The following is a 23,996-nucleotide window of genomic DNA, read 5'->3' as shown; positions in this document are numbered from 1 at the left end:
AGGGTACGGGCACCGCGGGGGCCGCCCGCGTCCACGGCCGACCCCCCGGTCGACGGTTCCGCTGCGGGACTCCGGCTGGCAGGATCGCCCGCATGTCGACTGCCCCCGGAATCGTGCGCCGCGCGCTGCATTCGCGCCTGGTGCGCACCATGACGGCGCTGGTGGTGCTGGTCGCCGCGGCGCTGGCCTGGTGGCTGGCGGTACCGGACGGGGTGTCCTACCCGGCGGGCACCTACGGCATGGCCACCGGTGCGACCGGCGGCGTCTACGCCCTGTACGGGACGCTGCTCAAGCCGATCGTCCAGCGCGAGCTGTCCGGGGTGGACCTGCGGCTCGACCCGAGCGAGGGCGGCCCGGACAACCTGGAGCGGATCGTCGACGGCCGCGACGACTTCGGCATCGCCACCGCCGACGCGGTCGCCCACTTCACCGGCCCGGGCGCGGGCAGCCTGCGGGCGCTGGGCCGGCTCTACGACGACTACGTCCAACTGGTCGTGCCGACCGACTCACCGATCCGCTCGGTCCAGGACCTGCGCGGCATGCGGGTCGGGACCGGCCAGCCGGACTCCGGGGTGGCGCTGATCGCCGACCGGGTGCTGCAGCTCTCCGGCCTCACCGCGAACGACCTGACCGAGGCGCCGCTGGGCATCGACGACTGCGCGACCCAGCTGCGCGAGGGCCGGATCGACGCCTTCTTCTGGTCCGGCGGCCTGCCGAGTTCGGCGGTGACCACGCTGTCCCAGCAGATGAAGGTGCGGCTGATCCCGCTCGGCCAGTTGGCGACCCAGATGGACGCGCTGGCCTCGGCGGTGGACCCGGGCGCGCGGAACACCCAGATCTACCGCAGCTCGACGATGCCCACCAGCGCCTATCCGCGGATGCAGCCGGACGACCCGGTGCCCACCCTGGCCGTCGCCAACCTGATGGTGACCCGCGCGAACGTGCCGGTGGGCCTGGTGCAGCGGATGACGGCCGTGCTGATCGACAGCCGGGACGCGATCGGCAAGCAGGTGCACTCGGCCCAGATGGTGGACATCCGCTCGGCGATCTACACGGATCCGCTGCCGCTGGCCGAGGGGGCCCGGCGCTACTACGTGTCGGTCAAGCCCTGACCGACGGCCGCCCCGGCGCCGACCGCGGACGAGGCGCCGGCCCCCGGTCCCGCCGGGCGGTCGCGGCGCGGCCCGGTGACCGCGGCTTCGAGCAGCCGGGTGGCCTCGGCCCGCATCGCCCGCGCCAGTTCGGCGTCCACGGCGGACTGGGCCAGCGGCCGGAGCCGCCGGACCGTGCCGACGGCCTCGGCGGCCTCGGCGTCGGTGAGATGGTGTCCCGCATAGCGGACGAAGACGTGGACGGCGCTGAACTCCACGAAGCGGCGGGCCAGATGGCCGATGTCCCCGCGCAGCTCCTCCAGGTGGTCCAGGATCGCGGGCAGCGGAACGCCCAGCGCGTGCAGTTCCACGCCCACCGCCAGCAGGCTCGGATTGGGCACCAGGAAGAAGTCGGAGCCCTCGGGCTGGAGCACCCCGAGCCGGACCGCCGCGGCGATGGCCTGGGCGTCCTCCACTCCGTCGAAGGCCGCGACCAGGGCCTCGCGGGAGCACCGTTCCGGTGCCTCGTCGGTCCAGGGCGCGGTGACCTCGGCGACCAGCCCGAGCACGCCGCCGAGCCCGCGTCCGCTCTCCCAGGCGTCGAGCAGTTCCTTGATTCCGGCCAGGGTGTGGCCCCGGTCCAGGAGTTGGGCGATCAGGTGGAGCCGTTCGAGATGGGACTCGTGGTAGACGTTGGCGCGCCCGCGCCGGTCCCCCGGCGGCAGCAGGCCCCGGTCCTGGTAGGCCCGGACATTCCGCACCGTGGTCCCGGCTGCCCGCGCCAGGTCGTCTATCCGGAACTCCGTGCGCTGCTGCGGCATTGTCGGCACGCCGCCCCCTCCCCCGCCCACCCGGCGAACCCGTGCGTCAGTCCGGGACCGAGCGTACCGCCGGGGCAGGCGCGGGCGAGACGGAGGGGACGGTTCCGTCCAGCACGCCGTCCACGAACTCGCTGATCCAGAGCGCCAACCGGTCCGGCCGGGTCAGCGGCAGCCAGTGCCCGGCGTCCTCGGTGCGGCGGACCAGCACCGGGGCCCAGCGGTCCAGGTCGTCGTAGAGGCGCGGCGAGAGGTAGGGGTCGCGCCCGGCGACCACCAGTTGCACCGGCACGGTCGCGACCCGGTCGGGACGCGGGTGCCGCAGCCGCTCGCGGACGTTGGCGCGGTAGAGCCAGGCGCCGTTGGCGGCGTCCTCGGGCAGGGTCGCCGAGGGCCGGTCGTCGGCCACGGACAGCCGCTCGACCCGGCGGCGGAGGGCCGGCCAGCGGCGTCCCAGCGGACCTCGCCAGAGGGCCTCCGGCAGCCGGGGGGTGTGCAGGGCGTAGACGTACCAGGAGCGCAGCCCCTGGCCGAGTGCGTCCAGCAGGCGGCGGTCGAGCGGCCGGTGCAGCCGGTCGGCCAGCCAGATCCCGAAGTGGTCCAGGCAGGGGCCGGAGATGCTGGTGAACGAGGCGAGACCGCCGCGCAGCCGGGGCGAGGTGGCGAACTCCCAGCCCTGGACCGAGCCCCAGTCGTGGCCGATCAGGTGGACCGGTCCGGCCGGGGCGAGGGCGTCCAGCACCGCGAGCAGGTCGTCCTCCAGCCGCTCCAGCCGGTAGCTCCCGACCCGCGGGACCGGCGCGCTGGACGCGCCCGCGCCCCTGACGTCGTAGGCGACGACGTGGTACGAGGCGGCGAGCCTGGTCATCACCGGCTCCCAGACCTGTTTGCAGTCCGGGTACCCGTGGACGAACAGCAGCGTCGGACGGTCGGTGTCACCTGCCTCGACCACCGCCAGTTCGACGTCTCCGGCCGTGACGCGGTGCTCCCTCGCCTCGGGAATCATCGGGCTCCCTCCCTGCCGACACTCTCATCCGTCAATGTGTCAGTGATTGCTGGCACGGTCAATGGAAACGGCGCCGGGGCCGGTCGACCCTCGGCCCATGCATCCATTATCTGAGACGGATCTTCTCGCCTTACGAGACGACTTCTAAAGTGATGTGCAACGGAGCACTGCTGACCGTCCACCAGGAGGACCGCCATGTCTGCGAAGAACGCCACCTACACCCACGGCCACCACGCCGCCGTGCTGCGCTCCCACACCTGGCGCACCGCGCAGAACTCGGCCGCCTACCTGCTGCCCGAGCTGAAGCCGGGCCAGGAACTGCTGGACGTGGGCTGCGGACCCGGCACCATCACCGCCGACCTGGCCAAACTGGTCGCCCCCGGCCGGGTGACCGGGCTGGAGAACGCGCCCGGCATCCTGGAGCAGGCCGCCCAGCACGCGGCCGAGGAGGGCGTCACCAATGTGGCCTTCGAGGTCGGCGACGTGCACGCGCTGCCCTTCGCCGACGACTCCTTCGACGTGGTCCACGCCCACCAGGTGCTGCAGCACGTCGCCGACCCGGTCCAGGCACTGCGCGAGATGCGCCGGGTCTGTCGGCCCGGCGGCGTGGTCGCCGCCCGCGACTCGGACTACAGCGCCTTCTTCTGGTACCCGGAGATCCCGGACCTGACCGAGTGGCAGCAGCTGTACTGCGCCGTCGCCCGCGACAACGGCGGCGAGCCGGACGCCGGACGCCGGATGCGCGCCTGGGCCCGCGAGGCGGGCTTCACCGACATCACCTCCACCGCCTCCACCTGGTGCTACACCGGTGACGTCCAGCGCGCCTGGTGGGGCGGGCTGTGGTCGGAGCGGATCGTCACCGCCCCGCTGTCCGAGCGCGCGGTCGAGAGCGGCCTGGCGACCCCGGAGGACCTGGCCCGGCTGTCGCAGGCCTGGCTGACCTGGGCCGCCGACGAGGACGCCTGGTTCACCATCCCGCACGGCGAGGTGCTGTGCCGGGTGTGACCGGTTCCGCGCCCGGACGCCGTGCCCCGGTCACGCCCTCGGCACGGCCAGGGTGACGACCAGCCCGGTGGGACCGCCGGTCCCACCGGCCTCGGCGCCCGGCTCGCGCGGGGCGAAGGTCAGCGTGCCGCCGGAGGCCGCGAGCAGGGTCCTGGCGATCGACAGGCCCAGGCCCGAACCCTCCGAGTTCTGCTGCCTGGGGCTGCGCCAGAAGCGGTCGCCGATCCGCTCGCGCTCCTCCTCGGTGATCCCCGGGCCGGTGTCGGCGACGGCCACCGCGACCTGGTCGGCGTCGGCCGTCACCGACACCGTGACCCGGCCGCCGCGGGGGGTGAACTTCAGCGCATTGTCGACCACCGCGTCCAGCGCGCTGCCGAAGGCCACCGGTTCGGCCAGCCCCAGGAGCGGCTGGTCCGGGACCTCGCAGCGCAGCTCCACCCCTCGCTCCAGCCCGAGCGGGCGCCAGCCGTCGGCGCGTTCCACCGCCAGCCGGACCAGGTCGGTCGGCCCGCCGGCCGGGCTCGCGTGCTCGGCCACGGCCAGGCCCAGCAGGTCGTCCAGCACCTGGGCCAGCCGCCGTCCCTCGACCCGGACGCCGGCCAGCTCCGCCTCGGTGCCCTCCGGCAGCTCCATCCCCATCAGCTCGACCCGGAGCATCAGCGCGGCCAGCGGATTGCGCAGCTGGTGCGAGGCGTCCGCGACGAACGCCCGCTGCTGGTCCAGGACCAGCTCGACATGGTCCGCCATCTCGTTGAAGGCCCGTGCCAGCCGCCGCAGTTCGGGCGGCCCGCCGGCCGGGGCGACCCGGGAGGCCAGCCGCCCGGTGGCGATGTCGTGGGCCACCTTGTCGAGGTCCTGGACCGGACGCAGCACCCAGCCGGTCAGCAGCGCCGCCGCGGCCACGGCCACCAGCACGGCCGCCGCCTCGCCGCCCGCGAGCACCAGCCACTCCCGCAGTTCGAGCGCCCGCAGGGCGTCGGTCGGCGCCTCGGTCACCACCACCGCGACCACGTCGCCGTCCCAGACCACCGGCGAGGCCACCACCAGCATCCGGCCGGTCTGCCACGGCCAGACCTGCGCCGGGTTGGCGCTGCGCCGACCGTCCAGGGCCTCGCTGAAGGCCCGGGCGCTGATGCCCCGGTCGGCGTCGGTCCACGAGACCGGGTCGGCGGTCAGCGGCTGGCCGTCGAGCTCGAACACCCCGACCGGGCTGCCGTAGACGTCGTAGTAGCGCTCGGTCTCCGAGTCGAGGGTGCGGAGCTGCTCGGTCGCGGTGGCCGTGCCGGACTGGCCGAGCGGGTTCTGCGCGAGCTCGGCGAAGCGGGCGGTGTCGTCCATCCGGTCCACCAGCACCTGCTGCTGGCCGGCCGCGGCCTCGCTGACGGCCAGCGGCAGGCCGAGCGCGACCAGCACGCAGGCCATCAGCGCGAGCAGGATCCCGAGCAGCCGGGTGCGCATCAGCCGGGGCCGGGGCCGGGGCCGGGGCCGGGGCCGGCCGGCTCGGCCCGCTCCGTCGGCTCCGGCGGCAGCACCAGCCGGTAGCCGATCCCGCGCACGGTCTCGATCAGCGAAGGCACCGCCAGCTTCTGCCGCAGCGAGGCGACGTGCACCTCCAGCGTCCGGGCGGTCCCCTCCCAGCTGCTGCGCCAGACCTCGCTGATGATCTGCTCGCGGCGGATGACCACACCGGGGCTCTGCGCCAGCAGCCCGAGCAGGTCGTACTCCTTGCGGGTCAGCGCCACCGGGCGACCGTGGACCAGGGCCCGGCGGGCGTCGGCGTCCAGCACCAGGCCGCTGAGCCGGCTCAGCCGCGCGGCCGTCGTCTCCCGCTCGGCGGGCGGCACGCCCGGATCGGCCGGAGCGACCCCGCGCCGGGCGACGGCGTGGATCCGGGCCAGCAGCTCGCCCATGTCGTACGGCTTGACGACGTAGTCGTCCGCGCCGAGGTTCAGACCGTGGATGCGGGAGTTGATGTCGGAGCGGGCGGTGACCATGATCACCGGAATGCCGCCGCGGTGCCGGATCTGTCCGCAGACGTCGAAGCCGTCCCGGTCGGGCAGCCCCAGGTCGAGCAGCACCACCCGGTAGGGGCCGCGGCCGTCGGGGACGAGGGCGTCCAGCGCCTCGTTGCCGGTGCGGGCGTGGCGTACCTCGAAACCGTGCTTGGTGAGGACCGTGACCAGCGCGGCCGCCACATGGTCGTCGTCCTCCACGAGGAGCAGGCGCATGTCGTCTCTCCTGTTGCTTCGTCCTGTGGGGTGTCGGGCCGGTCGGCGGCTACTAGACCCCACCCCGGAGGACCCCCCGAGGTCAAGAGCTGCCGCCGTCCGGTGGGTGGACCGTTACCCAGCTGCGACGATCAGCAGGCCAGAATCCTCAAATCCAGCTCAGAAACCGGAAGGACCGCACACAGCGGGCATATCGTTGGTCTTCGAAACCGACGACGTGGGAGCCCCCGTCGCCGCCGGTTCCCGTCCCGATCCCCTTGGAGCCCTGTGATGGCGCAGCACGCGGCCGAGACCGGCTCGCTGCTGCAGCTGCGAGGTGTCAGCAAGCACGTCGGCATGCGGCAGGTGCTCAACGACATCGACCTCGACCTGGGCCGGGGCGAGGTGGTCGCGGTGCTCGGCCCGGCCGACTCCGGGAAGTCGCTGCTCTGCCGGGCGATCAACGGCCGGGAGCGGATCGACTCGGGCCGGATCACCTTCGACGGCCAGGCCCTGCCCCGGCGCGGCCGGCTGCTGGCCCGGGCGCGGGCCGGCATCGGCGTGGTGGTCCCGCCGTTCGACCTCACCGCCAACAGCACCGTGCTGGAGAACGTCGCCCTCGCCCGGCTGCGCTGGTGGCAGCCGGCCACCCCGGGGGCGAAGCGCCGGGCGCACGCCCTGCTGGAGCAGTTCGAGGTCGCCCAGCACGAGGCCCGGTACCCCTGGGAGCTGTCGGAGGAGGAGCAGCGGCGGGTGGCGACCGCGCGGGCGCTGGCCGGGGAGCCCAAGCTGCTGCTGTTCGACGAGCCGGTCCCGGTGCTCTCCCCGGAGCTGGCGCGCGAGCTGGCCGCGGCGGGCATGACCCTGCTGGCCGCCACCGACGAACTGGGCTTCGCCCGCTCCACCGCCGACCGCGTGGTCTTCATGGACGGCGGGCGGATCATCGAGCAGTCCTCGCCGGACGAGTTCTTCACCACCCCGCGCACCTCCCGAGCGCAGGACTACCTGGCCCGGGCCCGACTGCGCTGACATGCACCTGCGGCGGCGCGCGTCCGAGCGCGCCACGAACCGGCGTACACCCGTTGCTGCTTGACGTCGCACCAGCTGATCTGTTGCAGTGCTCGTTATGACTGGCGCAGCCCGTGGCGGAACCCGCACGTCCAAGGAGGGACGGCCGTGGATCCCGTGATCATCGCCGGCGCCGGTCCGGTCGGCCTGACCCTGGCCCTGGCCCTCGCCCGGCACCAGGTGCCGACCGTGGTCCTGGACGAGGGCAGCGGCGTGCACCCCGAGGGCGTCCGTTCCAGCGTGCTCCGCGCCGACACCATCGACCTGCTGGCCCGCGTCGGCTACCAGCGGGTCGCCGCCGACGGCTACAGCTGGAACGGCTGGCGCACGCTGCGCCGCAACCGCGAACTGGCGCACCTGCCGCTCGACCCGGGCAAGGTGCTGCACCTCTCCCAGCACCGGCTGCAGCGCGGACTGCGGGACGCCGTCTCGGCCTCGCCGCTGGTGCAGCTGGTCCACGACTCCGCCGTCGCCGAGCTGGAACAGGACCCGGACGGGGTCAACGTCCGTACCGAGCGCACCTGGTGGCGCGGCAGCCAGCTGGTCGGCTGCGACGGGCCGCGGTCGACGGTGCGCCGGCAGCTGAAGATCCGCTTCCCCGGACACGCCGCCGCCGACCACTACGCGGTCGCCACCGTCCGGACCGACCTGCCCTTCCCCGGCGAGGCCCGGCTGCACCGCGACCCGCCGCAGACGGCGGGGAGCCGAGAGGCCACCGCCCGCCCGCTGCCGGACGGCGTCTGGCGGCTCGACTGGCGGCTGCCGGTCCGGCAGCCGGCGCTCACCCCGGACGCGCTGGTCGAACACCTGCGGGCGACCCTGGCCGGCTGGAACGACGGCGCGGTGCCGCCCTACGAGCTGATCGCCAGCACCGACTACCTGGTCCAGCAGCGGCTGGCCGCGCGCTTCCAGTCCGGGCGGGTGTTCCTGGCCGGCGACGCCGCGCACCTGCTCGGCTCGCTGGGCATGCAGAACCTGGACGAGGGGCTGCGCGACGCCGACAACCTCGCCTGGAAGCTCGCCCTGGTCTGGCACAACTGCGCCCCCGAGCAACTGCTCACCAGCTACCAGCAGGAGCGGCGCGGCTCGGTCATCGCCCGGCTGCGCTCGGTCGACCAGGCCCGGCCGCTGCTGCAGCCCAGCACGCCGCTGCTGGAAGCCCGGCGCAGCGTGCTCTCCGGCTCGCTGCGCCGCAACGCGGCCCTGCTGTCGGACGGCAGCCTCGGCACCGGCCGGCTCGGCTCGGCCCCGGCCTACCCGGACGGCGGGCGGGCCGCGCTCAGCCCCTCGCTCTCCCCCACCAGTCCCGGCGTACTGGTCACCGACGTGCCGGTGGTCGGCCTGGACGGCAGCGCCGACCGGCTCCGGGCCCGGCTGGGACGCGGGTTCCTGGTGGTCCTGGTCGCCCCCGGAACGGCGGTGTGGTCCAGCGAGTACTGGCTCGGCGCGGGCCTGATGCCGCAGCTCACCGAGGCCACCGAGAGCCTGCCGCTACCGGCGGAACTGCTGGTCACCGAGGCCTACCCGGGGGCGGTCCCGCACACGGTGCTGCTGATCCGCCCGGACGGGCACCTGGTCGCGGCGCTGCGCGGCTGCCATCCGGACGACCTGTGGACCCTGGCCGACCGCGCCCGGGGCAGCCACGCGGAGCTGCCCACCCCGCGCGCCGCCACCCCCACCCGGGCGTCGGCGCGGGCCTCGGCCCGGACCGCCGGTGGCGGCCGCTCCCGGGGACCGGCGGACCGCGGCAGTGCCGAGCGGGTCGCCGCGGACCGGGTTCCCTCCGACCGGGTCGCCGCCGACCGGGGCCGGGAATGACAGCCGGTCAGCGGCCCGCGCAGCCTTGACGATCATGCAGCCCCATGCTTCACTGACGACCATGCGGCAGCAGTGCAGGTGGCATCGGCCACTCGGAGTTTCCGCGGAGGGCTCGAGCGTTGCCCCCCGGGACGTCGGAATGCTGTCCGCACCCGGGCTGACCAGCGTCGCGCTGGTACGCCGCGCCCATCTGGACCTGGTCAGGTACCTGGGCGCGCTCTGTACGGCCGGCTAGCCGACTAGCCCTCCGACAGCCACCCCTCCCGCACAGTTTCCGGCTCCGGCCGTCTCGCGGCACAGCCGCGCACCCCCTCCCGTACCCCGGCACACGTCCACGCGTGCGCCCGGGCGGGCACCGGTCCGCCCACACCTGCGGACCACCGCCCGTCGGGACCGCCCGCAGTCCGGAGCACGCCACGGGCGCGGTCGGGCGCAGCCCAGCCCCGAACGTCCGTGCACCGGTAGGTCCCGCGCAGCGTCGCACCCCCGCGCCACCCCGACCCACCCCGCCTCGCAGCAGGCTCCCCGCCGGGCCCGCACAGCCCCGGCGACCTCATGTACCTGACCCTTCGATCCCAGGGAAGGCACCCCTTGACCGACACCGCCACCAGCCCGGACGTCCGCGATCCAGCGGACACCCCACCGTCCGCGGATCCACCGCGACGCCCGGAGACCGTGGTTCCCAGCCTCGCCGACCTGCTCGGCTTCGCCCGCAGCGCCGCCAACGACCCGGAGGTCCTGGCCCGGCTCGCCCTCCACCCGGAGGACCGCACCTGGATCCGGCTCGACGGTCCGCAGGGCACCGAGGCCTGGGTGATCGGCTGGCCGCCCGGCTCCGAGACCGGCTGGCACGACCACGGCGGCTCGGCCGGGGCCTTCGTCACGGCCAGCGGCGAGCTCAGCGAACTGTCCCTGGGCGTGCCGATCCCCACCGACGGCTGGCGCAGCCTGGAACTCGCGGAGGGTGTCGACCGACAGCGCAGCCTGCCCGAGGGCAAGGGCCGGTCCTTCGGGGCGCACCACGTCCACCAGGTGATCAACCCCTCCGCGGAGCAGCACGCGGTCTCGGTCCACTGCTACTACCCGCCACTGCCCAAGCTCCGGCGCTACGCCCGTGACGGCGACACCCTCCGGCTGGCCCTGGTCGAGATCCCCGAGGAGTGGTGACCATGACCGAACGCATCGGCATCGACGACCTGCTGGAACGCGAGCGCGCCCAGCTCGACCGGCTGACGGCCGCTCAGGCCACCGAGGCGGTGGCGGCGGACGGTGCGGTCCTGGTCGACATCCGCTACGCCGCGCTGCGGGACCGCGACGGCACGATACCCGGTGCGCTGGTCGTCGAGCGCAACGAACTGGAGTGGCGGCTCGACCCGTTCGGCGACCACCGGCTGCCCGAGGCGACCGGCCACGACCTCCTGGTGGTCGTGGTCTGCAACGAGGGCTACGCCTCCAGTCTGGCCGCCCGCTCGCTCCAGGCCCTCGGCCTGCACCGGGCCACCGACCTCGTCGGCGGCTTCCAGGCCTGGTCGGCGGCCGGTCTCCCGGTCACCCCGCCGCGGTGATCCGCTGAGGCGGCCGCCCGACCGCGCCCCGACGCCCGCACGCCCACGTCCGCCCGACCCAAGTCGCGGCGGACGTCGGTGTGTTGGCCGTATCCCGGCGCTCAGCCTTACCCTGGCGCTCAGCCTTACCCCGGCGCTCAGCGGGCGAACTCGGTGGCGCGGCTCTCGCGGATGACGGTGATGCGGATCTGGCCGGGGTAGGTCAGCTCCTCCTCGACCTGCTTGGCCACGTCCCTGGCGATGATCTGCGCCTGGAGGTCGTCCACGGTCTCCGGGAGGACCATCACCCGCACCTCGCGGCCGGCCTGCATGGCGAAGACCTTGTGCACCCCCTCGTGGGCCTGGGCTATCGCCTCCAGCCGCTCCAACCGCCGGGCGTACAGCTCCAACGACTCACGGCGGGCGCCCGGACGGCCGCCGGAACAGGCGTCCGCGGCCTGGGTCAGCACCGCCTCCAGCGTCCTCGGCGCCACCTCGTTGTGGTGGGCCTCGATCGCATGCACCACGTCCTCCGACTCACCGTAGCGGCGGGCCAGTTCGGCGCCGATCAGCGCATGGCTGCCCTCGACCTCGTGGGTCAGCGCCTTGCCTATGTCGTGCAGCAGGGTGCAGCGGCGCACCAGCGCCGGATCGACCCGCAGCTCGGCCGCCATCATCCCGGCGATGTGCGCGGACTCCAGCAGGTGCCCCAGCACGTTCTGCCCGTACGAGGTGCGGAAGCGCAACCGGCCCAGCATCCGCACCAGTTCCGGGTGCATGTCGGTGATCCCGATGTCCGCGAGGGCGTCCTCGCCGGCCCGGGCGCAGACCCGTTCGACCTCGACCTGGCTGCGCTCGTACGCCTCCTCGATCCGCTGCGGATGGATCCGGCCGTCGGAGACCAGCGACTCCAGGGTCAGCCGGCCGACCTCCCGGCGGACCGGGTCGAAGCAGGAGAGCAGCACCGACTCCGGTGTCTCGTCGACCACCAGGTTCACCCCGGTGACCGCCTCGAAGGCGCGGATGTTGCGGCCCTCGCGGCCGATGATCCGGCCCTTCATCTCGTCACCCGGCAGGCGTACCACCGACACCACGGCGTCCGTGGTCTGCTCCACCGCGACCCGCTGCACCGCCGTGGCGACGATGTCCCGGGCCCGGCTCTCCGCCTCGGCGTGCGCCCGCGCCTCGATCTCGCGCGCGCTGCGCACTCCCTCGCGCTTGGCCTGCTCCTCGATCTCGTGCACCAGCTCCAGCCGTGCGGCCACCGCCGTCAAGCCGGCGATCCGCTCCAGTTCGAGCCGGCGCTCGGTCTCCGCGAGCACCCGGTCCGCGCGCAACTCCTCGCGCTGCCTTGCCAGCACGGCCTGCGCCTCGGCCGCCTCGACGGCCCGTTCGTGGAGTCGGCGCTGCTCGGCGTCGAGTCTGGCCTCGCGCTCGGCACTGCGCTGCTCACGCCGCTCGTGCTCGCCCACCCGTTCCCGCGCGCTGTGCAGCAGCATCCACAGCATCAGCACCGCGGCCAGGAGAACGGCCGCGCCTCCAGCCAGCACGATCTCCATCGGACGTCCTCCCCTGCTCCGTGTCGACGAAGCCGCGCGAAGGCCGTTCCCGCGGCGTCACGGAGGGATTGCGGGCATGCCGAAGGCACGCTCCGCCCATAGGAGAGACGTCGTCGCCCGGATCGGTACCGATCGGCTCAGCCGCGCCCCACAGTGATCCCTCACTCCAGGTGAGACTAAGTCCAGGTTACGAAACGGTCAAGATAGCGACCCAATACGATCGACTTCTGACATAGGACTCACGGCTGGTCCCCAGCATCGAGTTCCTCGTCGTCCAGAGCCTGCCGCACCACCCGCAGCGCCAAACCTTCGGGGTAACCGCGACGCGCGAGCATCCCGGCCAGCCTTCGGATCCGGACCTGCCGGTCGAGACCGGCCGTCGACCGGAGCTTGCGCTCCACCAGGGCGCGCGCGGTGGCGGCCTCCTGCTCGGGGTCGAGCCGGGCGACGGCCTCGGCGGCCACCGCGTTGTCCACACCCCGGGTGCGCAGCTCGTTCGCCAGCGCGCGCCGCGACAGTCCGCGGCCCCGGTGCCGGGACTCCACCCAGGACTCGGCGAAGGCGGCGTCGTCGATCAGCCCCACCTCCTCGTAGCGGGAGAGCACCTCCTCGATGACCTCCGCCGGGATCTCGCGCTTGCGCAGCGCCTCGGCGAGCTGGCCCCTGGTCTTCGCCGAGCCGGTGAGCAGCCGCAGGCAGATGTTCCGCGCCCGCACCGCCGGATCGGCCTCCGGCTCCGGCCGCGCCGCCGCCCGCTCGGGCCCGCGCCGCCCCGCGAACGCCGACTGCCCGAACACCGACTTCTCGAACGCCGGCTTCCCGAACGCCGGCTCCTCGAACGCCGCTTCCTCGAAGTCCGGCCGCTCGGGCTCCGCCGGGTCGGCGGGGAGGTCGGTGAACGACTCCCCGCCGATTCCATTGGCAGCCCAGTCGCGCGGACCCCAGGCGTCCTGCGTCACCGTCAGCCCTTGCTCGCCGCCGACTCCGCAGCCACCGGCTCGGCCGCGGCGGCCGGAACAGCGGGTGCGGCGGCAGCGGCGGCTGCTGCCTTGGCCTTGCTGGCCTTGGTGGTGACGGGCTTCACCACGGGGGTGATCTCCTTCACGGTCGGCGTGCCGTCCGCGTCGACGGCCGGCTTGCGCGGGCCGACACCCAGCTTCTCCTTGATCTTGGACTCGATCTCGTCGGCCAGATCGGGGTTGTCCCGGAGGAAGTTGCGAGCGTTCTCCTTGCCCTGTCCGAGCTGGTCGCCCTCGTAGGTGTACCAGGCGCCGGCCTTGCGGACGAAGCCCTGCTCCACGCCCATGTCGATCAGGCCGCCCTCGCGGCTGATGCCCTGGCCGTAGATGATGTCGAACTCGGCCTGCTTGAAGGGGCTGGCGACCTTGTTCTTGACGACCTTGACCCGGGTGCGGTTGCCGACCGCCTCGGTGCCGTCCTTCAGGGTCTCGATCCGCCGGATGTCCAGCCGCACCGAGGCGTAGAACTTCAGCGCCCGGCCACCGGTGGTGGTCTCCGGCGAGCCGAACATCACGCCCACCTTCTCGCGCAGCTGGTTGATGAAGATGGCGGTGGTCTTGGACTGGCTGAGGGCACCGGTGATCTTGCGCAGGGCCTGGCTCATCAGCCGGGCCTGGAGGCCGACGTGGGAGTCGCCCATCTCGCCCTCGATCTCGGCGCGCGGGACCAGCGCGGCCACCGAGTCGATCACGATCAGGTCGACCGCGCCGGAGCGGATCAGCATGTCGGTGATCTCCAGGGCCTGCTCGCCGGTGTCCGGCTGGGAGACCAGCAGGGCATCGGTGTCCACGCCGAGCTTCTTGGCGTAGTCGGGGTCGAGCGCGTGCTCGGCGTCGATGAAGGCGACGATGCCGCCGGCCTTCTGCGCGTTGGCGACCGCGTGCAGGGTGAGGGTCGTCTTGCCGCTGCTCTCCGGTCCGTAGACCTCGACCACGCGTCCGCGCGGGAGCCCGCCGACGCCGAGCGCGATGTCGAGGGCGATCGATCCGGTCGGGATGACCTCGATCGGGGCCCGGGCCTCGTCGCCGAGGCGCATCACCGAACCCTTGCCGAACTGCCGTTCAATCTGGGCGAGCGCGGTCTCGAGAGCCCGCTCGCGGTCGTTCGCTGCCATTGATTCCACCCTGGGGGTCTGTGCTGAGCGCTTCATCACCAGAGACGCTAGCGCGCACCACTGACAATCCGCCCCTATCGGGTCCGCGCCTGTGGACAACTCGCCACGTCCCAGTATAGGGAACATTAGTTCGATTCAAGCGGAGGTCGGGCGTCCCCCCGGGTCCGCACCGTCGGGCGTCGACCGCCAGCGGCTCGGACCGGCCGGTTCCACCAGGTCGTAGCGGCGGATGTAGCTGCCGACGAAGCCCTGCAGCGTCGCCGCCACCGGGATGGCGATCAGCGCGCCCACGGCGCCCAGCAGCGCGGCGCCGGCGATCACCGCGCCGAAGGCCACGGCCGGGTGGATCTCCACCGTCCGCGCGGTGATCCTCGGCTGCAGCAGGTAGTTCTCCACCTGCTGGTAGGCGATGACGAAGAGCAGGATCCAGAGAGCGTTGACCGGGTCGCCGGTCAACGCGACCAGCACCGGCAGCGCCCCGGCCAGATAGGTGCCGACCGTCGGCACGAACTGCGAGACCGCGCCGACCCAGACCGCCAGCGCCGCCGCGTACGGGATGCCCAGCAACGCCAGCAGCGCGAAGTGCGCCGCCGTCGAGACGACCGCGAGCAGCGCCCGGGAGTAGAGGTAGCCGCCGGTCTTCTCGATCCCGATCTCCCAGGCCCGCAGCACCTCCGTCTGGCGCGCCGGGGGCAGCACCGAGCAAAGGGCGCGCCGCAGCCGGGGGCCGTCCGCGGTGAAGTAGAAGGTGAACAGGGCGATGGTGAACAGCTGGAAGACCCCGCCGAGGATCGAGCTGGAGAAGCCCCAGATGTTGTTCGCGGCCTTCTGCGCGTACGTCTCCAGGTCGTCGGCGTTGCTCAGCACGGAGCGCTGGAGCTGTGCCACCGAGTAGTCCTGGTGGAAGGTCCGGTTGACCCAGTCGATCAGCCGGTCCAGCAGGTGCGGCAGCCGGGACACCACCTGGGACACCTGGTCGACCAGCAGGGTCCCCATCGCGGCGACGAAGCCGGCGCAGAGCACCCCGGCGACCAGGAAGACCAGGAAGGTCGCCAGCCCCCGGCGCATCCCCCTGGCCGCCATCCGGTCCACCGCGGGCTCCATGGCCAGCGAGAGGACGAAGGAGACCAGCAGGGTCGTCAGGAAGTCGGTCAGCCGCAGGAAGGCCCAGCTGGCCAGCTCGAACAGGCCGACCAGCAGCAGGCCCACCAGCATCGCCCGCGGCAGCCAGCGCGGCAGCCGCGCGGCCCCGCCGCCGGGGGTGGGCGCGTCGGGGGGCGGAGAGTCGGAGGGCGAAGAGCCGGGAGTCGGGGAGTCCGGGGTCGGGGAGTCCGGGGTCGGGGAGTCCGGGGTCGGGGAGTCGCTGTCGGTGCCTGCCACGGCACCCAGTCTGTCCTATTTACTGTGATTGACCATCATATGCCGCCCAGGCCACCGCTCCCCGGCTACTGCCGTGACGCGGGCACGCCCATCGCGGCGCACACGGCCCGCCACACGTCCTTGGCCTCCCAGCCCGCATCCAGGGCCTGCCACACGGTGCGCCCGCCGAGCTCCGTCATCACATGGTCCCGGGCGAAGCTGTCGGCGTAGGCCGGACCGAAGTGGTCGTTCATCTTCGTCCAGAACTCCGTCAGGCGCATCTGTCAGCTCTCTTTCCGCGCGGTCCGCCGCCACCGAAACCCTACCCGGCGCGGCGGGCCCGGCTCTCAGACCAGTCGTGCCAGGGCGGTCACCACCACCGCGACCAGCACCACGACCAGGAAGGGCGCGCGCCGCCAGAGTGCGAGGCCGGCGGCGGCCAGCCCGAGCGCCCTGGCGTCCAGGGTCAGCCCGTGGGTGCCGCGGCCGAAGGTCTGCAGCGCGGTCAGTGCCGCCAGCAGCGCGATCGGCGCCAGCGCCGCGAACCGGCGGACGGCAGGGCGGTCGAGCAGCCCGGCCGGGACGGACAGCCCGAGCAGCTTGCAGAGGTAGCAGCCGGCGGCGGTGGCCAGCACCGCGATCCAGACGCTCATGCCCGATCCTCCTCCGGCTCCGACTCCGACTCCGGTTCCGGCTTCGACTCGGACCGGTTCCGCTCCACCAGCAGGGCCAGCGGCACCGCCGCCAGGGCCAGCAGCACCGGCAGACCCGCCGGGAGCACCGGCACCGCCGCGAGCGCCAGCACCACGCCGACCAGTGCGACCAGCCGTTCGGTCCCGCCCTCGCGCAGCCTCGGGCCGAGCAGGGCCAGGAACACGGCCGGTCCGGCGGCGTCCAGGCCGTAGCGCGCCGGGTTCCCCAGGGCGCCCGCGCCGAGCGCCCCGGCCAGGGTCGCCAGGTTCCACACCAGGTAGAGGCTGATGCCGGTGGTCGCGAAGCCGATCCGGGCGGAGCGCCGGTCGGGCTGGACCAGGGTGACCGCGGCGGTCTCGTCGATCACCGTCTGGGCCGCCAGCGGCCGCAGCAGCCGCGGCAGTTCCAGCCGGGGCCCGAGCCGCAGCCCGTAGAAGACGTTGCGGAGGCCGAGAAAGAGCGCCCCGGCGACGGCGGCCGGTACCGCGGCGCCCGCCGCCAACGCGCCGACCAGCGCGAACTGCGAGGCGCCGGTGAACACCAGCAGGCTGAGGACGCAGGTCTGCAGGACCGTCAGATGCGCGGTGGCCCCGGCGACGCCGAAAGCGGTCCCGGAGACGCCGACGGTCAGGCCGACCGTGAGCGAGTCGCGGACGACCGCCCGGTCGGAGCGCCGGGGCGCGGCGCCGCTCCCTGCGGAAACGGTGCCCAGGGACGGGTCGGACTGGTGTAGTGCCGTCATCCCGCCATGGTGGCGGCGGCCGGGTCCCGCTTTCTTGTACGTTCCTGCGGGCGGTCCGGCCCTGCCTCCCGTCGGCGCAGAGGTCGGCGCAGAGATCCGCTCAGAGGTCGGCGCGGGCCGCGAGGGCGTCGCGGGCGGCCGGGGCGTTGGCCCGGCGGTAGGCGCCGGGTGGAACGCCCATGATCCGCCGGAAGTGCCGGCCGAGATGTGCCTGGTCGACGAAGCCGACCCGGACCGCGGCCTCGGCGGGCGGGGTCCCGGCGTCCAGCAGCAGCCGGGCGGTGCTGACCCGGCGCTGGGTCAGCCAGGCGTGCGGCGGCAGCCCGTAGACCGTGCGGAAGGCGCGGAGCAGCGGGAACGGCCGGGCGCCCACGGCCTCCGCGAGCTCCTCCAGGGTCGGCGGGTCGGTGAGGTCCGCGGCGAGCAGGTCCCGGGCCAGTCGGGCGGCCTGCCGGGCGGCGGCGGCCGGCGGGCTGTCGGGGACGCGGGCAGCGGTGTGCCGGCGCAGGGTGTGGGCGAGGAGTTCGCGCAGCAGCGTGCTCGCGGCCAGCACCTGGTTCTGCGCGGCCGCCAGGTGGACCTGGGCGACGAGCCGGGTGAGCCGGTCGTCGTCGACGACGGCTTTGCGGAAGCCGGGGGTGCCGAGCGGCGCGCCGAGCTCGTCGGCGACCGTCCGGACGCTCGCCGTGCTCGGGTAGAGGACCTGGTAGGTCCAGCCGTCGGGAACGCCCGCCTGGCCGGTGTGCAGGGTGTCGGGGTCGACCAGCCCGAGGCTGCCGGCGCCCACGCGTTCGATCGTGCCACGGTAGTGGAAGGCCTCGACACCGCTGGTGATCGCCGCGATCACGTAGGAGTCGTGGGTGTGCCGGCCGAAGGTGTGCCGGACGTAGCGGGCGTCCAGCAGGTCGACCGCGGGCAGGGCCGGATGGGTCCAGTAGTGCGCGTGCTCCTCGCTCATGGCGTTCCTCCCGTCCCCCATCGTCGCACCGGCCCGCCGGAGCGCGGACTGCCGACCGCTCAGCTCTCCTCCGGCCGCAGTGCGCGCAGGGTCAGCGCGGTGAGGGCCACCGCGAAGCCGCGGGGCGTGGTGACGTCGGTGCCGGTCAGTTCGCCGATCCGGGCGAGCCGGTTGTCGACGGTGTTGGGGTGCAGCCCGAGCAGCGCGGCCGTGCCGCGCCGGTCCTGCTGCTGGGCCAGGTAGACCCGCAGGGTGTCGAGCAGTTCCGGACGGTCCCGGATCGGGTCGAACAGCGCGGCCAGCGCACCGCTGCTCTCGTCCGCGCGCGACAGGTGGTACTCCAGCAGCACGTCGTCGAGCCGGTGGACGCCCGGGGGCCGGCCGAGCGCCCGGGCGATCCGCAGCACCTCGGCGGCCGTGCGGGCGGCCCCGGCGATACCGGCGGGCTCCTCCGCGACGGCGACCGCGACCGACACCTCCGCACCGCAGGCCCGCCGCAGCCGCCGGTCCAGGTCCGGGGGCACCTCGATCGACCGGCCCGGGCCGTCCCGGGAGACCAGGGCGTGGCCGCCCTCGGCCTCCAGCAGGGTCAGCACCTCACCGCCGAAGCAGCGGTCCAGCACCGTCTGCACCCGCCGGGTCCGCCGCCGCCCCGCCGTCACCAGCGGTTCGGCCGTCGGGTCGGCCGACCGCTCCCCCGGCGGGAGGTCGATGCGGAGCGAGAGCACCAGCGCCCCGTACCGCAGTCCCGCCTCCTCCAGCCGGGCCGACGGCACCGGGAAGCCGGACAGCACGGCCCGGACGAGCGCCCGCCGGCTCTCCCGACGCTCGGCGGCGAGGGCCGCCTGCTCGTCCAGGTAGGTCTCGGCGACGGCGCCGATCAGGCTCTGCTGACCACCGATCAGCAGGTCGGCGAGTTCGAGCAGGGCGGCCTCGTCCCCCGGGAGCGCGGCCTCGTTCAACGCCTGCCAGAGCACGTGCTGGGCCAGCAGGTGGGTGCGCAGCAGCAGGTGCAGCGGCAGCCCCTCCTCGGCCCGCTGGGCGGCGCGCTCGCGGAAGTAGCGGATCTCCGGCCGGCCGGCCAGGCGCCCCTCGCGCGCCGCCCCGAGGAACAGCCGCAGGCCGTAGCGGACGGTGGCGGCGATCTCGACGTCCTTCATGTCGTCGGGAAGGTCGCGGTAGCCGGGGATCGTCTCGAAGTCGCCCCGGCTCATCCGGCGCGCGAGCTCGTTGACCCGGGGTTCGCAGCGGGCGGCGAGGGCGCGCGCCGCTGCGGAGAGCTGCGGCCGCGGAAGGTCCGGCCGGGTCGGTGGGGAGGACAGGGCTGCTCCTGGCGGCGGTTCGATCCGGGCCTCGATTGTGACAGGTCACAGCCGGCACCGGCGGTGGCTGTGATCCGGACCGCTGTTCGCGGCGCAGGTCCCGAACGCAGACTCCTCCCACCCGCGCCGTTCCGGTTCCCCATGAGGAGTTCACGCGATGTCGAAGCACAGCCCCGCCGACTATCTCGCCTATGTCGACCAGGTGTGGACCGGCCGGGCCAACCTGGGCCCGCAGGTCTTCGGCGACTTCGCGGACCTCGGTCTGGTGGAGCTCGGTCCGCGCACCGCCTTCTTCCCCCGGTTCGCCAACGTCGCCGCGTTCGACACCGGCGAGGGGCTGGTGCTGGTGGACACCGGCGAGTTCCGCACGGCCGAGGAGCTGGTCGGCGCGGTACGCGCCTGGCGACCCGACTCCGACGTCAGGCAGGTCGTCTACACCCACGGCCATGTCGACCACGTCTTCGGCGCCTTCCACCTGGACGCGGACGCGGCGGCCCGGGGCGCCGAACGCCCCGAGGTGCTCGCGCACGAGGCGGTGGCCGCCCGCTTCGACCGCTACACCGAGACCGCCGGCTACAACGCCTGGATCAACCGCCGGCAGTTCCAGGCGCCCGACATCGAGTGGCCCACGCGCTACCGCTACCCCGACACCACCTACCGGACCCGGCACTCGCTGCGCAGCGGCGGGCTGGACTTCGAGCTCGTCCACGCGAAGGGCGAGACCGACGACGCGACCTACGTCTGGGTGCCGGAGCTGCGCACCCTGTGCACCGGCGACCTGTTCATCTGGAACGCGCCCAACGCCGGCAACCCGCAGAAGGTGCAGCGCTTCCCGGTGGAGTGGGCCCGGGCGCTGCGCGAGATGCAGGCGCTGGGCGCCGAGCTGCTGCTGCCCGGCCACGGCGTGCCGATCGTCGGCGCCGAGCGGGTCGCCTCGGCCCTGGGCGACACGGCGGAGCTGCTGGAGTCGCTCTGCTCGCAGACCCTGGCGCTGATGAACGCCGGGGCGCGGCTGGACGAGGTGCTGCAGCAGGTGGTCGTCCCGGCCGAGCTGCTGGAGCGCCCCTTCCTGCACCCGGCCTACGACGAGCCGGAGTTCGTCATCCGCAATGTCTGGCGGCTGTACGGCGGCTGGTACGACCAGAACCCGGCCCATCTGAAGCCGGCCGCCGAGGCCGCGCTGGCGGCCGAGTTCGCCCGGGCGGCGGGCGGGGCACAGGCTCTCGCCGACCGGGCGCTGGCGCTGCTGGCCGAGGGCGAGCTGCGGCTGGCCTGCCATCTGGCGGAGACCGCGGCCCTGGCCGCGCCGGAGGACCGGGCGATCGCCGGGACCCGGGCCGAGGTCTACACCCGCCGCGCCGAGCAGGAGAGCTCCACCATGGCCCGGGGCGTCTTCGGCTGGGCCGCCGCCGAGTCCCGGGTGCAGGCGTCCGGACGCACCATCCACGAGGCCCTCGCGCTGACCGGCGACGGCCGTCGGGCCGCGAGCGGAGTGATCGCCGTCGGCCACCTGGCCGGCGACGACACCCGCCGGGCCCCGGAGGGCGGCGCCGCATGACCGCTCCGGTCCGGGCGGGCACGCCCTCCGGCCCGGGCGCCGCCGACCCGGTTCGCACCAGGCGCGCGGCCTGGCGGACCACCTGGTTGCTGCTCGGCTTCATGCTGATCAACTTCGCGGACAAGACGGTGCTCGGTCTGGCCGCGACGCCGATGATGCAGGACCTGGGGATCACCCATGCCCAGTACGGCGAGGCGTCCTCCGCCTTCTTCGCGCTGTTCAGCCTCTCGGCGCTGGGGGTCTCGGTCCTGGCCAAGCGGGTCCGCAGCAGCACCCTGCTGCTGCTGATGGCGCTGCTGTGGTCGGCCGCCCAGCTGCCGCTGCTGGCCAACGTCGGCTTCGGCGTGCTGGTCGCCACCCGGGTGCTGCTCGGCGCGGCCGAGGGCCCGGCCTTCCCGGTCGCCGTGCACAGCCTCTTCAGCTGGTTCCCCGACCGGGAACGGACACTGCCGGTCTCGGTGCTGACCCTGGGCGCGGCGGCCGGGGTCGCCGTCTCGGCCCCGCTGCTCACCGCCGTGATCGACGATCTCGGCTGGCACTGGGCGTTCGGCCTGGTCGGGCTGGTCGGCCTGGCCTGGGCGGCCTGCTGGGCCCGGTTCGGCGCCGAGGGGCCGGAACCGGTGCTGACGGCGCCGGCCCCGCCGGCCGCCGAGGGGACGCCCGACGTCCCGCTGCGCCGGATCCTGCTGACCGGCACCTGGATCGCGGCCGCGCTGGGGTGCTTCGCCGCCTACTGGCAGCTCTCCTCCGGGCTGACCTGGACCGCCGACTACCTGGAGAAGGGCCTCGGGGTGTCCACCCGGGAGACCGGCGTGCTGATCATGGGAGCCGGTCTGACCTCGGCGTCCGTGCTGCTCGGCTACGGGTTCCTGGCCCAGCGGCTGCGCCGCCGGGGCGCCTCGCTGCGCCGGGTCGCACTGTTCTGCGGCGCGGCCATGGTGGTGTCCGGCGGGTCCGTCGCCGCCTTCGGCACCACCTCGTCGCTACCGCTGAAGATCGCGCTGATGCTCGGCCCGATGACGCTGTGCAACGTGGTGCTGGCGATGGCGCAGACGGCCTGTGCCCGGATCGCACCGCCCAGGCAGCGCGGGGTGGTGCTCGGCTCGCTGGCCTTCGTCTACTCGCTGGCCGGGGTGCTGTCACCGCTGGTCGTCGGCAGACTGACGACCGGCACGGCGCACCTGGTCGACGGCTACCGCACCGGCTACCTGGTCACGGCCGTCCTGGTCACCGGGGCCGGGCTGGTCGCGCTGGTGCTGCTGCGCCCGGAGCGGGACGCGGCCAGGCTGGGCCTGCCGGTCGACCCGACGGCAGGCCCGGCGCTCCCCGGCTGAGCGGAGTCAGCCGGCGTCGGGGCCGGTCTCGGCCCCGGCCAGGGCGCTGGCGTGCAGGTCGCTGCGGCGGATCAGCAGGAAGCCGATGACGGCGGAGACCGCCGCGATGCCGCTGCCGACCAGCAGCACCTGGTCCAGTCCGTGGACGAAGGCGGCCTTCGCGGCCTCGGCGACGGGCCGGGCGAGGTTCGCCGGCAGCGTTTTGACCAGGTCGGTCCCGCCGCCGGAGGCGATGGCCCGGCCGGCCGAGTCCGCCTGCGGCCCGAGCGAGTGACCGGCGGCGGAGGCCGCGAAGAGGCTGGTGACCCGGGACTGGAACAGCGCGCCCAGCCCGGCGATCCCGATGGCGATCCCGGCCTGCTGGAAGGTCTCGCCCATCCCGGCAGCCATGCCGGCCCGGCCGGGCTCGACGACGGCGATGGAGAGGGAGGCCCGGGGTGGGTTGAACATGCCCATCCCCAGCCCGGTGGCGATCATGCTGGGCAGCAGCGCGGTCCAGGAGCTGTCGACCGTGACCAGCGAGACCAGCGCCAGGCCGACCGCGATCAGCGTCAGCGAGACCCCCACCAGCACCCGGGGCGGGACGGCCACGGTGAGGCTGCCGGTGACGGCGGCGGCCACGAACAGGGTGAGCGTCATCGGCAGGAAGCGCAGGCCCGCCTCCAGGGGCGAGGCCCCGAGGACGTTCTGGATGTAGGAGACCTGGAGGAAGATCGCCGACATCCCGGCGGCGTTGGCGAGCAGCGTGGCGGCGGAGATCCCGTTGAAGGTGCGGATCCGGAACAGGCTGAGGTCGAGCATGGCGTCCGCGCCGGCCCGGCGCTCGATCACGACGAACACGGCGAGCAGCGCCACCCCGGCAACGAACATGGAGATGATCGGGGCGCTGGTCCAGCCCTCGTTCTCGCCGCGCAGGAAGCCGAGCACGATCAGCACCAGCGCGGAGGAGAAGGTGACCAGCCCGGCCCGGTCCACCCGGTGGGCGCCGGGTTCGACCGACTCGCGCAGCCGCAGCGCGCCGAGGACCATGGCGGCGATCCCGATCGGGACGTTGACCAGGAAGATCCAGCGCCAGCTGAGGCCCTGGGTCAGTCCGCCGCCGATGAGCGGCCCGAAGGCGATGGCGAGTCCGCTGACACCGCCGAAGACGCCGAAGGCCATGGCCCGGTCCTTGCCCCGGAACTCCTGGCCCAGCAGCGCCGGGCCGACCGCGAACAGCACGGCCGCGCCGACGCCCTGGGCGCCCCGGGCGAGGTTGAGCGCGAGGATGCCGGGGGCGAGTCCGGCGGCGAGCGAGGAGAGGGTGAAGATCGTGAAGCCGGCGCCGAAGACCCGCTTGCGGCCCAGCCGGTCGGCCAGCGAGCCGCCGGTCAGCAGGAAGGCGGCGAGGGTGAGCGCATAGGCGTCGAGCACCCACTGGAGGTCGGAGAAGTCGGCGTGCAGGGCGGTCCGGAGGTCGGGCAGCGCAACGTTCACGACGGTGAGGTCGAGCATCAGCATGAAGGTGGCGATCGAGACGATCGCCAGGGTCCACCAACGGTTGCCGCCGGGTGCGGCGGCCACGGCGGGCGGGTCGGACTGGGTGACGGTGACGGCGGCAGACATGGCTGTCCCCTTCAGGGGTGCGTCGGCAGGAGGGCGGGCTGCAGGCTGTGCTGACTGCAGGCGGGTGGTGACTACGGCAGCAGAATGCGAGTCATTGCTCGCTTTTACTGCTTCGAGAATACGAGTGATTGCTCGCATTAGTCAACGCACCTAGACTTGCCACAGCCGGATCCGG

General features: G+C 73.8%; 22 protein-coding genes. 8 read left to right on the top strand and 14 right to left on the bottom strand.

The window, feature by feature from the left end; translation table 11 throughout:
• Positions 1-92 precede the first annotated feature (92 nt).
• Positions 93-1,112, top strand: a complete 1,020-nt coding sequence (locus BS75_RS28105) for a TAXI family TRAP transporter solute-binding subunit (RefSeq protein WP_042436445.1) — start codon at positions 93-95, stop codon at positions 1,110-1,112.
• Here the strand turns inward: BS75_RS28105 and BS75_RS28100 are convergent.
• Both BS75_RS28100 and BS75_RS28095 read right to left on the bottom strand, forming a co-directional pair.
• Positions 1,091-1,912: a MerR family transcriptional regulator gene (locus tag BS75_RS28100; protein WP_052069750.1), complete on the bottom strand. Its 822-nt coding sequence runs from the start codon at positions 1,910-1,912 to the stop codon at positions 1,091-1,093. The genes BS75_RS28105 and BS75_RS28100 overlap by 22 nt on opposite strands.
• A 46-nt stretch (positions 1,913-1,958) precedes the next feature.
• Positions 1,959-2,915 (bottom strand): alpha/beta fold hydrolase, encoded by a 957-nt coding sequence (locus tag BS75_RS28095; protein ID WP_052069749.1) that lies wholly within the window; start codon positions 2,913-2,915, stop codon positions 1,959-1,961.
• 195 nt (positions 2,916-3,110) lie between these two features.
• On the opposite strand from BS75_RS28095, the gene BS75_RS28090 reads away from it, so the two are divergent.
• Positions 3,111-3,920 carry a methyltransferase domain-containing protein gene (locus BS75_RS28090; RefSeq protein WP_034090254.1) on the top strand — a complete coding sequence of 270 codons (810 nt, stop codon included), beginning with the start codon at positions 3,111-3,113 and terminating at the stop codon, positions 3,918-3,920.
• A gap of 30 nt (positions 3,921-3,950) precedes the next feature.
• On the opposite strand, the gene BS75_RS28085 is transcribed toward BS75_RS28090, so the two are convergent.
• Together BS75_RS28085 and BS75_RS28080 are read right to left on the bottom strand one after the other, a co-directional pair.
• Positions 3,951-5,378 (bottom strand): sensor histidine kinase, encoded by a 1,428-nt coding sequence (locus BS75_RS28085; RefSeq protein ID WP_034090253.1) that lies wholly within the window; start codon positions 5,376-5,378, stop codon positions 3,951-3,953.
• Positions 5,378-6,148: a response regulator transcription factor gene (locus tag BS75_RS28080; RefSeq protein WP_042436442.1), complete on the bottom strand. Its 771-nt coding sequence runs from the start codon at positions 6,146-6,148 to the stop codon at positions 5,378-5,380. Before BS75_RS28080 ends, BS75_RS28085 begins: the two co-directional genes overlap by 1 nt.
• Before the next feature lie 270 nt (positions 6,149-6,418).
• On the opposite strand from BS75_RS28080, the gene BS75_RS28075 reads away from it, so the two are divergent.
• From BS75_RS28075 to BS75_RS28060, 4 genes are all read left to right on the top strand, one after another.
• Positions 6,419-7,156, top strand: a complete 738-nt coding sequence (locus BS75_RS28075; protein ID WP_034090252.1) for an amino acid ABC transporter ATP-binding protein — start codon at positions 6,419-6,421, stop codon at positions 7,154-7,156.
• 147 nt (positions 7,157-7,303) lie between these two features.
• Positions 7,304-9,013, top strand: a complete 1,710-nt coding sequence (locus BS75_RS28070; protein WP_042436439.1) for an FAD-dependent monooxygenase — start codon at positions 7,304-7,306, stop codon at positions 9,011-9,013.
• A 591-nt stretch (positions 9,014-9,604) separates the two neighbouring features.
• Positions 9,605-10,180, top strand: a complete 576-nt coding sequence (locus tag BS75_RS28065; protein ID WP_034090251.1) for a cupin domain-containing protein — start codon at positions 9,605-9,607, stop codon at positions 10,178-10,180.
• 2 nt (positions 10,181-10,182) lie between these two features.
• Positions 10,183-10,578: a rhodanese-like domain-containing protein gene (locus BS75_RS28060; protein WP_034090250.1), complete on the top strand. Its 396-nt coding sequence runs from the start codon at positions 10,183-10,185 to the stop codon at positions 10,576-10,578.
• Between the two features lie 137 nt (positions 10,579-10,715).
• On the opposite strand, the gene rny is transcribed toward BS75_RS28060, so the two are convergent.
• The 9 genes from rny to BS75_RS28015 form a co-directional block, all read right to left on the bottom strand.
• A complete protein-coding gene (rny, locus tag BS75_RS28055; protein ID WP_081982633.1) occupies positions 10,716-12,116 on the bottom strand; it encodes a ribonuclease Y in 1,401 nt (466 codons plus the stop codon).
• A 239-nt stretch (positions 12,117-12,355) separates the two neighbouring features.
• Positions 12,356-13,075 (bottom strand): recombination regulator RecX, encoded by a 720-nt coding sequence (gene recX, locus BS75_RS28050; protein WP_231607911.1) that lies wholly within the window; start codon positions 13,073-13,075, stop codon positions 12,356-12,358.
• Between the two features lie 2 nt (positions 13,076-13,077).
• Positions 13,078-14,250 (bottom strand): recombinase RecA, encoded by a 1,173-nt coding sequence (recA, locus tag BS75_RS28045; protein WP_034090249.1) that lies wholly within the window; start codon positions 14,248-14,250, stop codon positions 13,078-13,080.
• A 135-nt stretch (positions 14,251-14,385) separates the two neighbouring features.
• On the bottom strand, positions 14,386-15,630 hold the full coding sequence (locus BS75_RS28040; protein WP_052069748.1) for an AI-2E family transporter: 1,245 nt from the start codon (positions 15,628-15,630) through the stop codon (positions 14,386-14,388).
• A 65-nt stretch (positions 15,631-15,695) separates the two neighbouring features.
• Positions 15,696-15,890: a DUF3046 domain-containing protein gene (locus tag BS75_RS28035; protein ID WP_034090248.1), complete on the bottom strand. Its 195-nt coding sequence runs from the start codon at positions 15,888-15,890 to the stop codon at positions 15,696-15,698.
• Between the two features lie 66 nt (positions 15,891-15,956).
• Positions 15,957-16,262, bottom strand: a complete 306-nt coding sequence (locus tag BS75_RS28030) for an AzlD domain-containing protein (RefSeq protein WP_034090247.1) — start codon at positions 16,260-16,262, stop codon at positions 15,957-15,959.
• Entirely contained in the window at positions 16,259-17,044 is a 786-nt protein-coding gene (locus tag BS75_RS28025) for an AzlC family ABC transporter permease (RefSeq protein WP_042436437.1), read from the bottom strand. Before BS75_RS28025 ends, BS75_RS28030 begins: the two co-directional genes overlap by 4 nt.
• A gap of 100 nt (positions 17,045-17,144) precedes the next feature.
• Positions 17,145-18,002 (bottom strand): AraC family transcriptional regulator, encoded by an 858-nt coding sequence (locus BS75_RS28020; RefSeq protein WP_231607910.1) that lies wholly within the window; start codon positions 18,000-18,002, stop codon positions 17,145-17,147.
• A gap of 59 nt (positions 18,003-18,061) precedes the next feature.
• Entirely contained in the window at positions 18,062-19,216 is a 1,155-nt protein-coding gene (locus tag BS75_RS28015; protein WP_081982631.1) for a PucR family transcriptional regulator, read from the bottom strand.
• Between the two features lie 265 nt (positions 19,217-19,481).
• On the opposite strand from BS75_RS28015, the gene BS75_RS28010 reads away from it, so the two are divergent.
• Both BS75_RS28010 and BS75_RS28005 read left to right on the top strand, forming a co-directional pair.
• Positions 19,482-20,882, top strand: coding sequence for an alkyl sulfatase dimerization domain-containing protein (locus tag BS75_RS28010; protein ID WP_034090244.1), 1,401 nt, complete (start codon positions 19,482-19,484; stop codon positions 20,880-20,882).
• Positions 20,879-22,216: an MFS transporter gene (locus tag BS75_RS28005; RefSeq protein WP_042436434.1), complete on the top strand. Its 1,338-nt coding sequence runs from the start codon at positions 20,879-20,881 to the stop codon at positions 22,214-22,216. The genes BS75_RS28010 and BS75_RS28005 overlap by 4 nt, the downstream gene beginning before the upstream one ends.
• 6 nt (positions 22,217-22,222) lie before the next feature.
• Here BS75_RS28005 and BS75_RS28000 read toward each other — a convergent pair whose 3' ends face one another.
• Positions 22,223-23,821: an MFS transporter gene (locus BS75_RS28000; RefSeq protein WP_081982629.1), complete on the bottom strand. Its 1,599-nt coding sequence runs from the start codon at positions 23,819-23,821 to the stop codon at positions 22,223-22,225.
• Positions 23,822-23,996 lie beyond the last annotated feature (175 nt).

The organism is Streptacidiphilus albus JL83 (assembly GCF_000744705.1).
GTDB lineage: Bacteria > Actinomycetota > Actinomycetes > Streptomycetales > Streptomycetaceae > Streptacidiphilus > Streptacidiphilus albus.
Note: the sequence above shows the minus strand (reverse complement) of the source record. Positions and strands in the feature narration are given on the sequence as shown.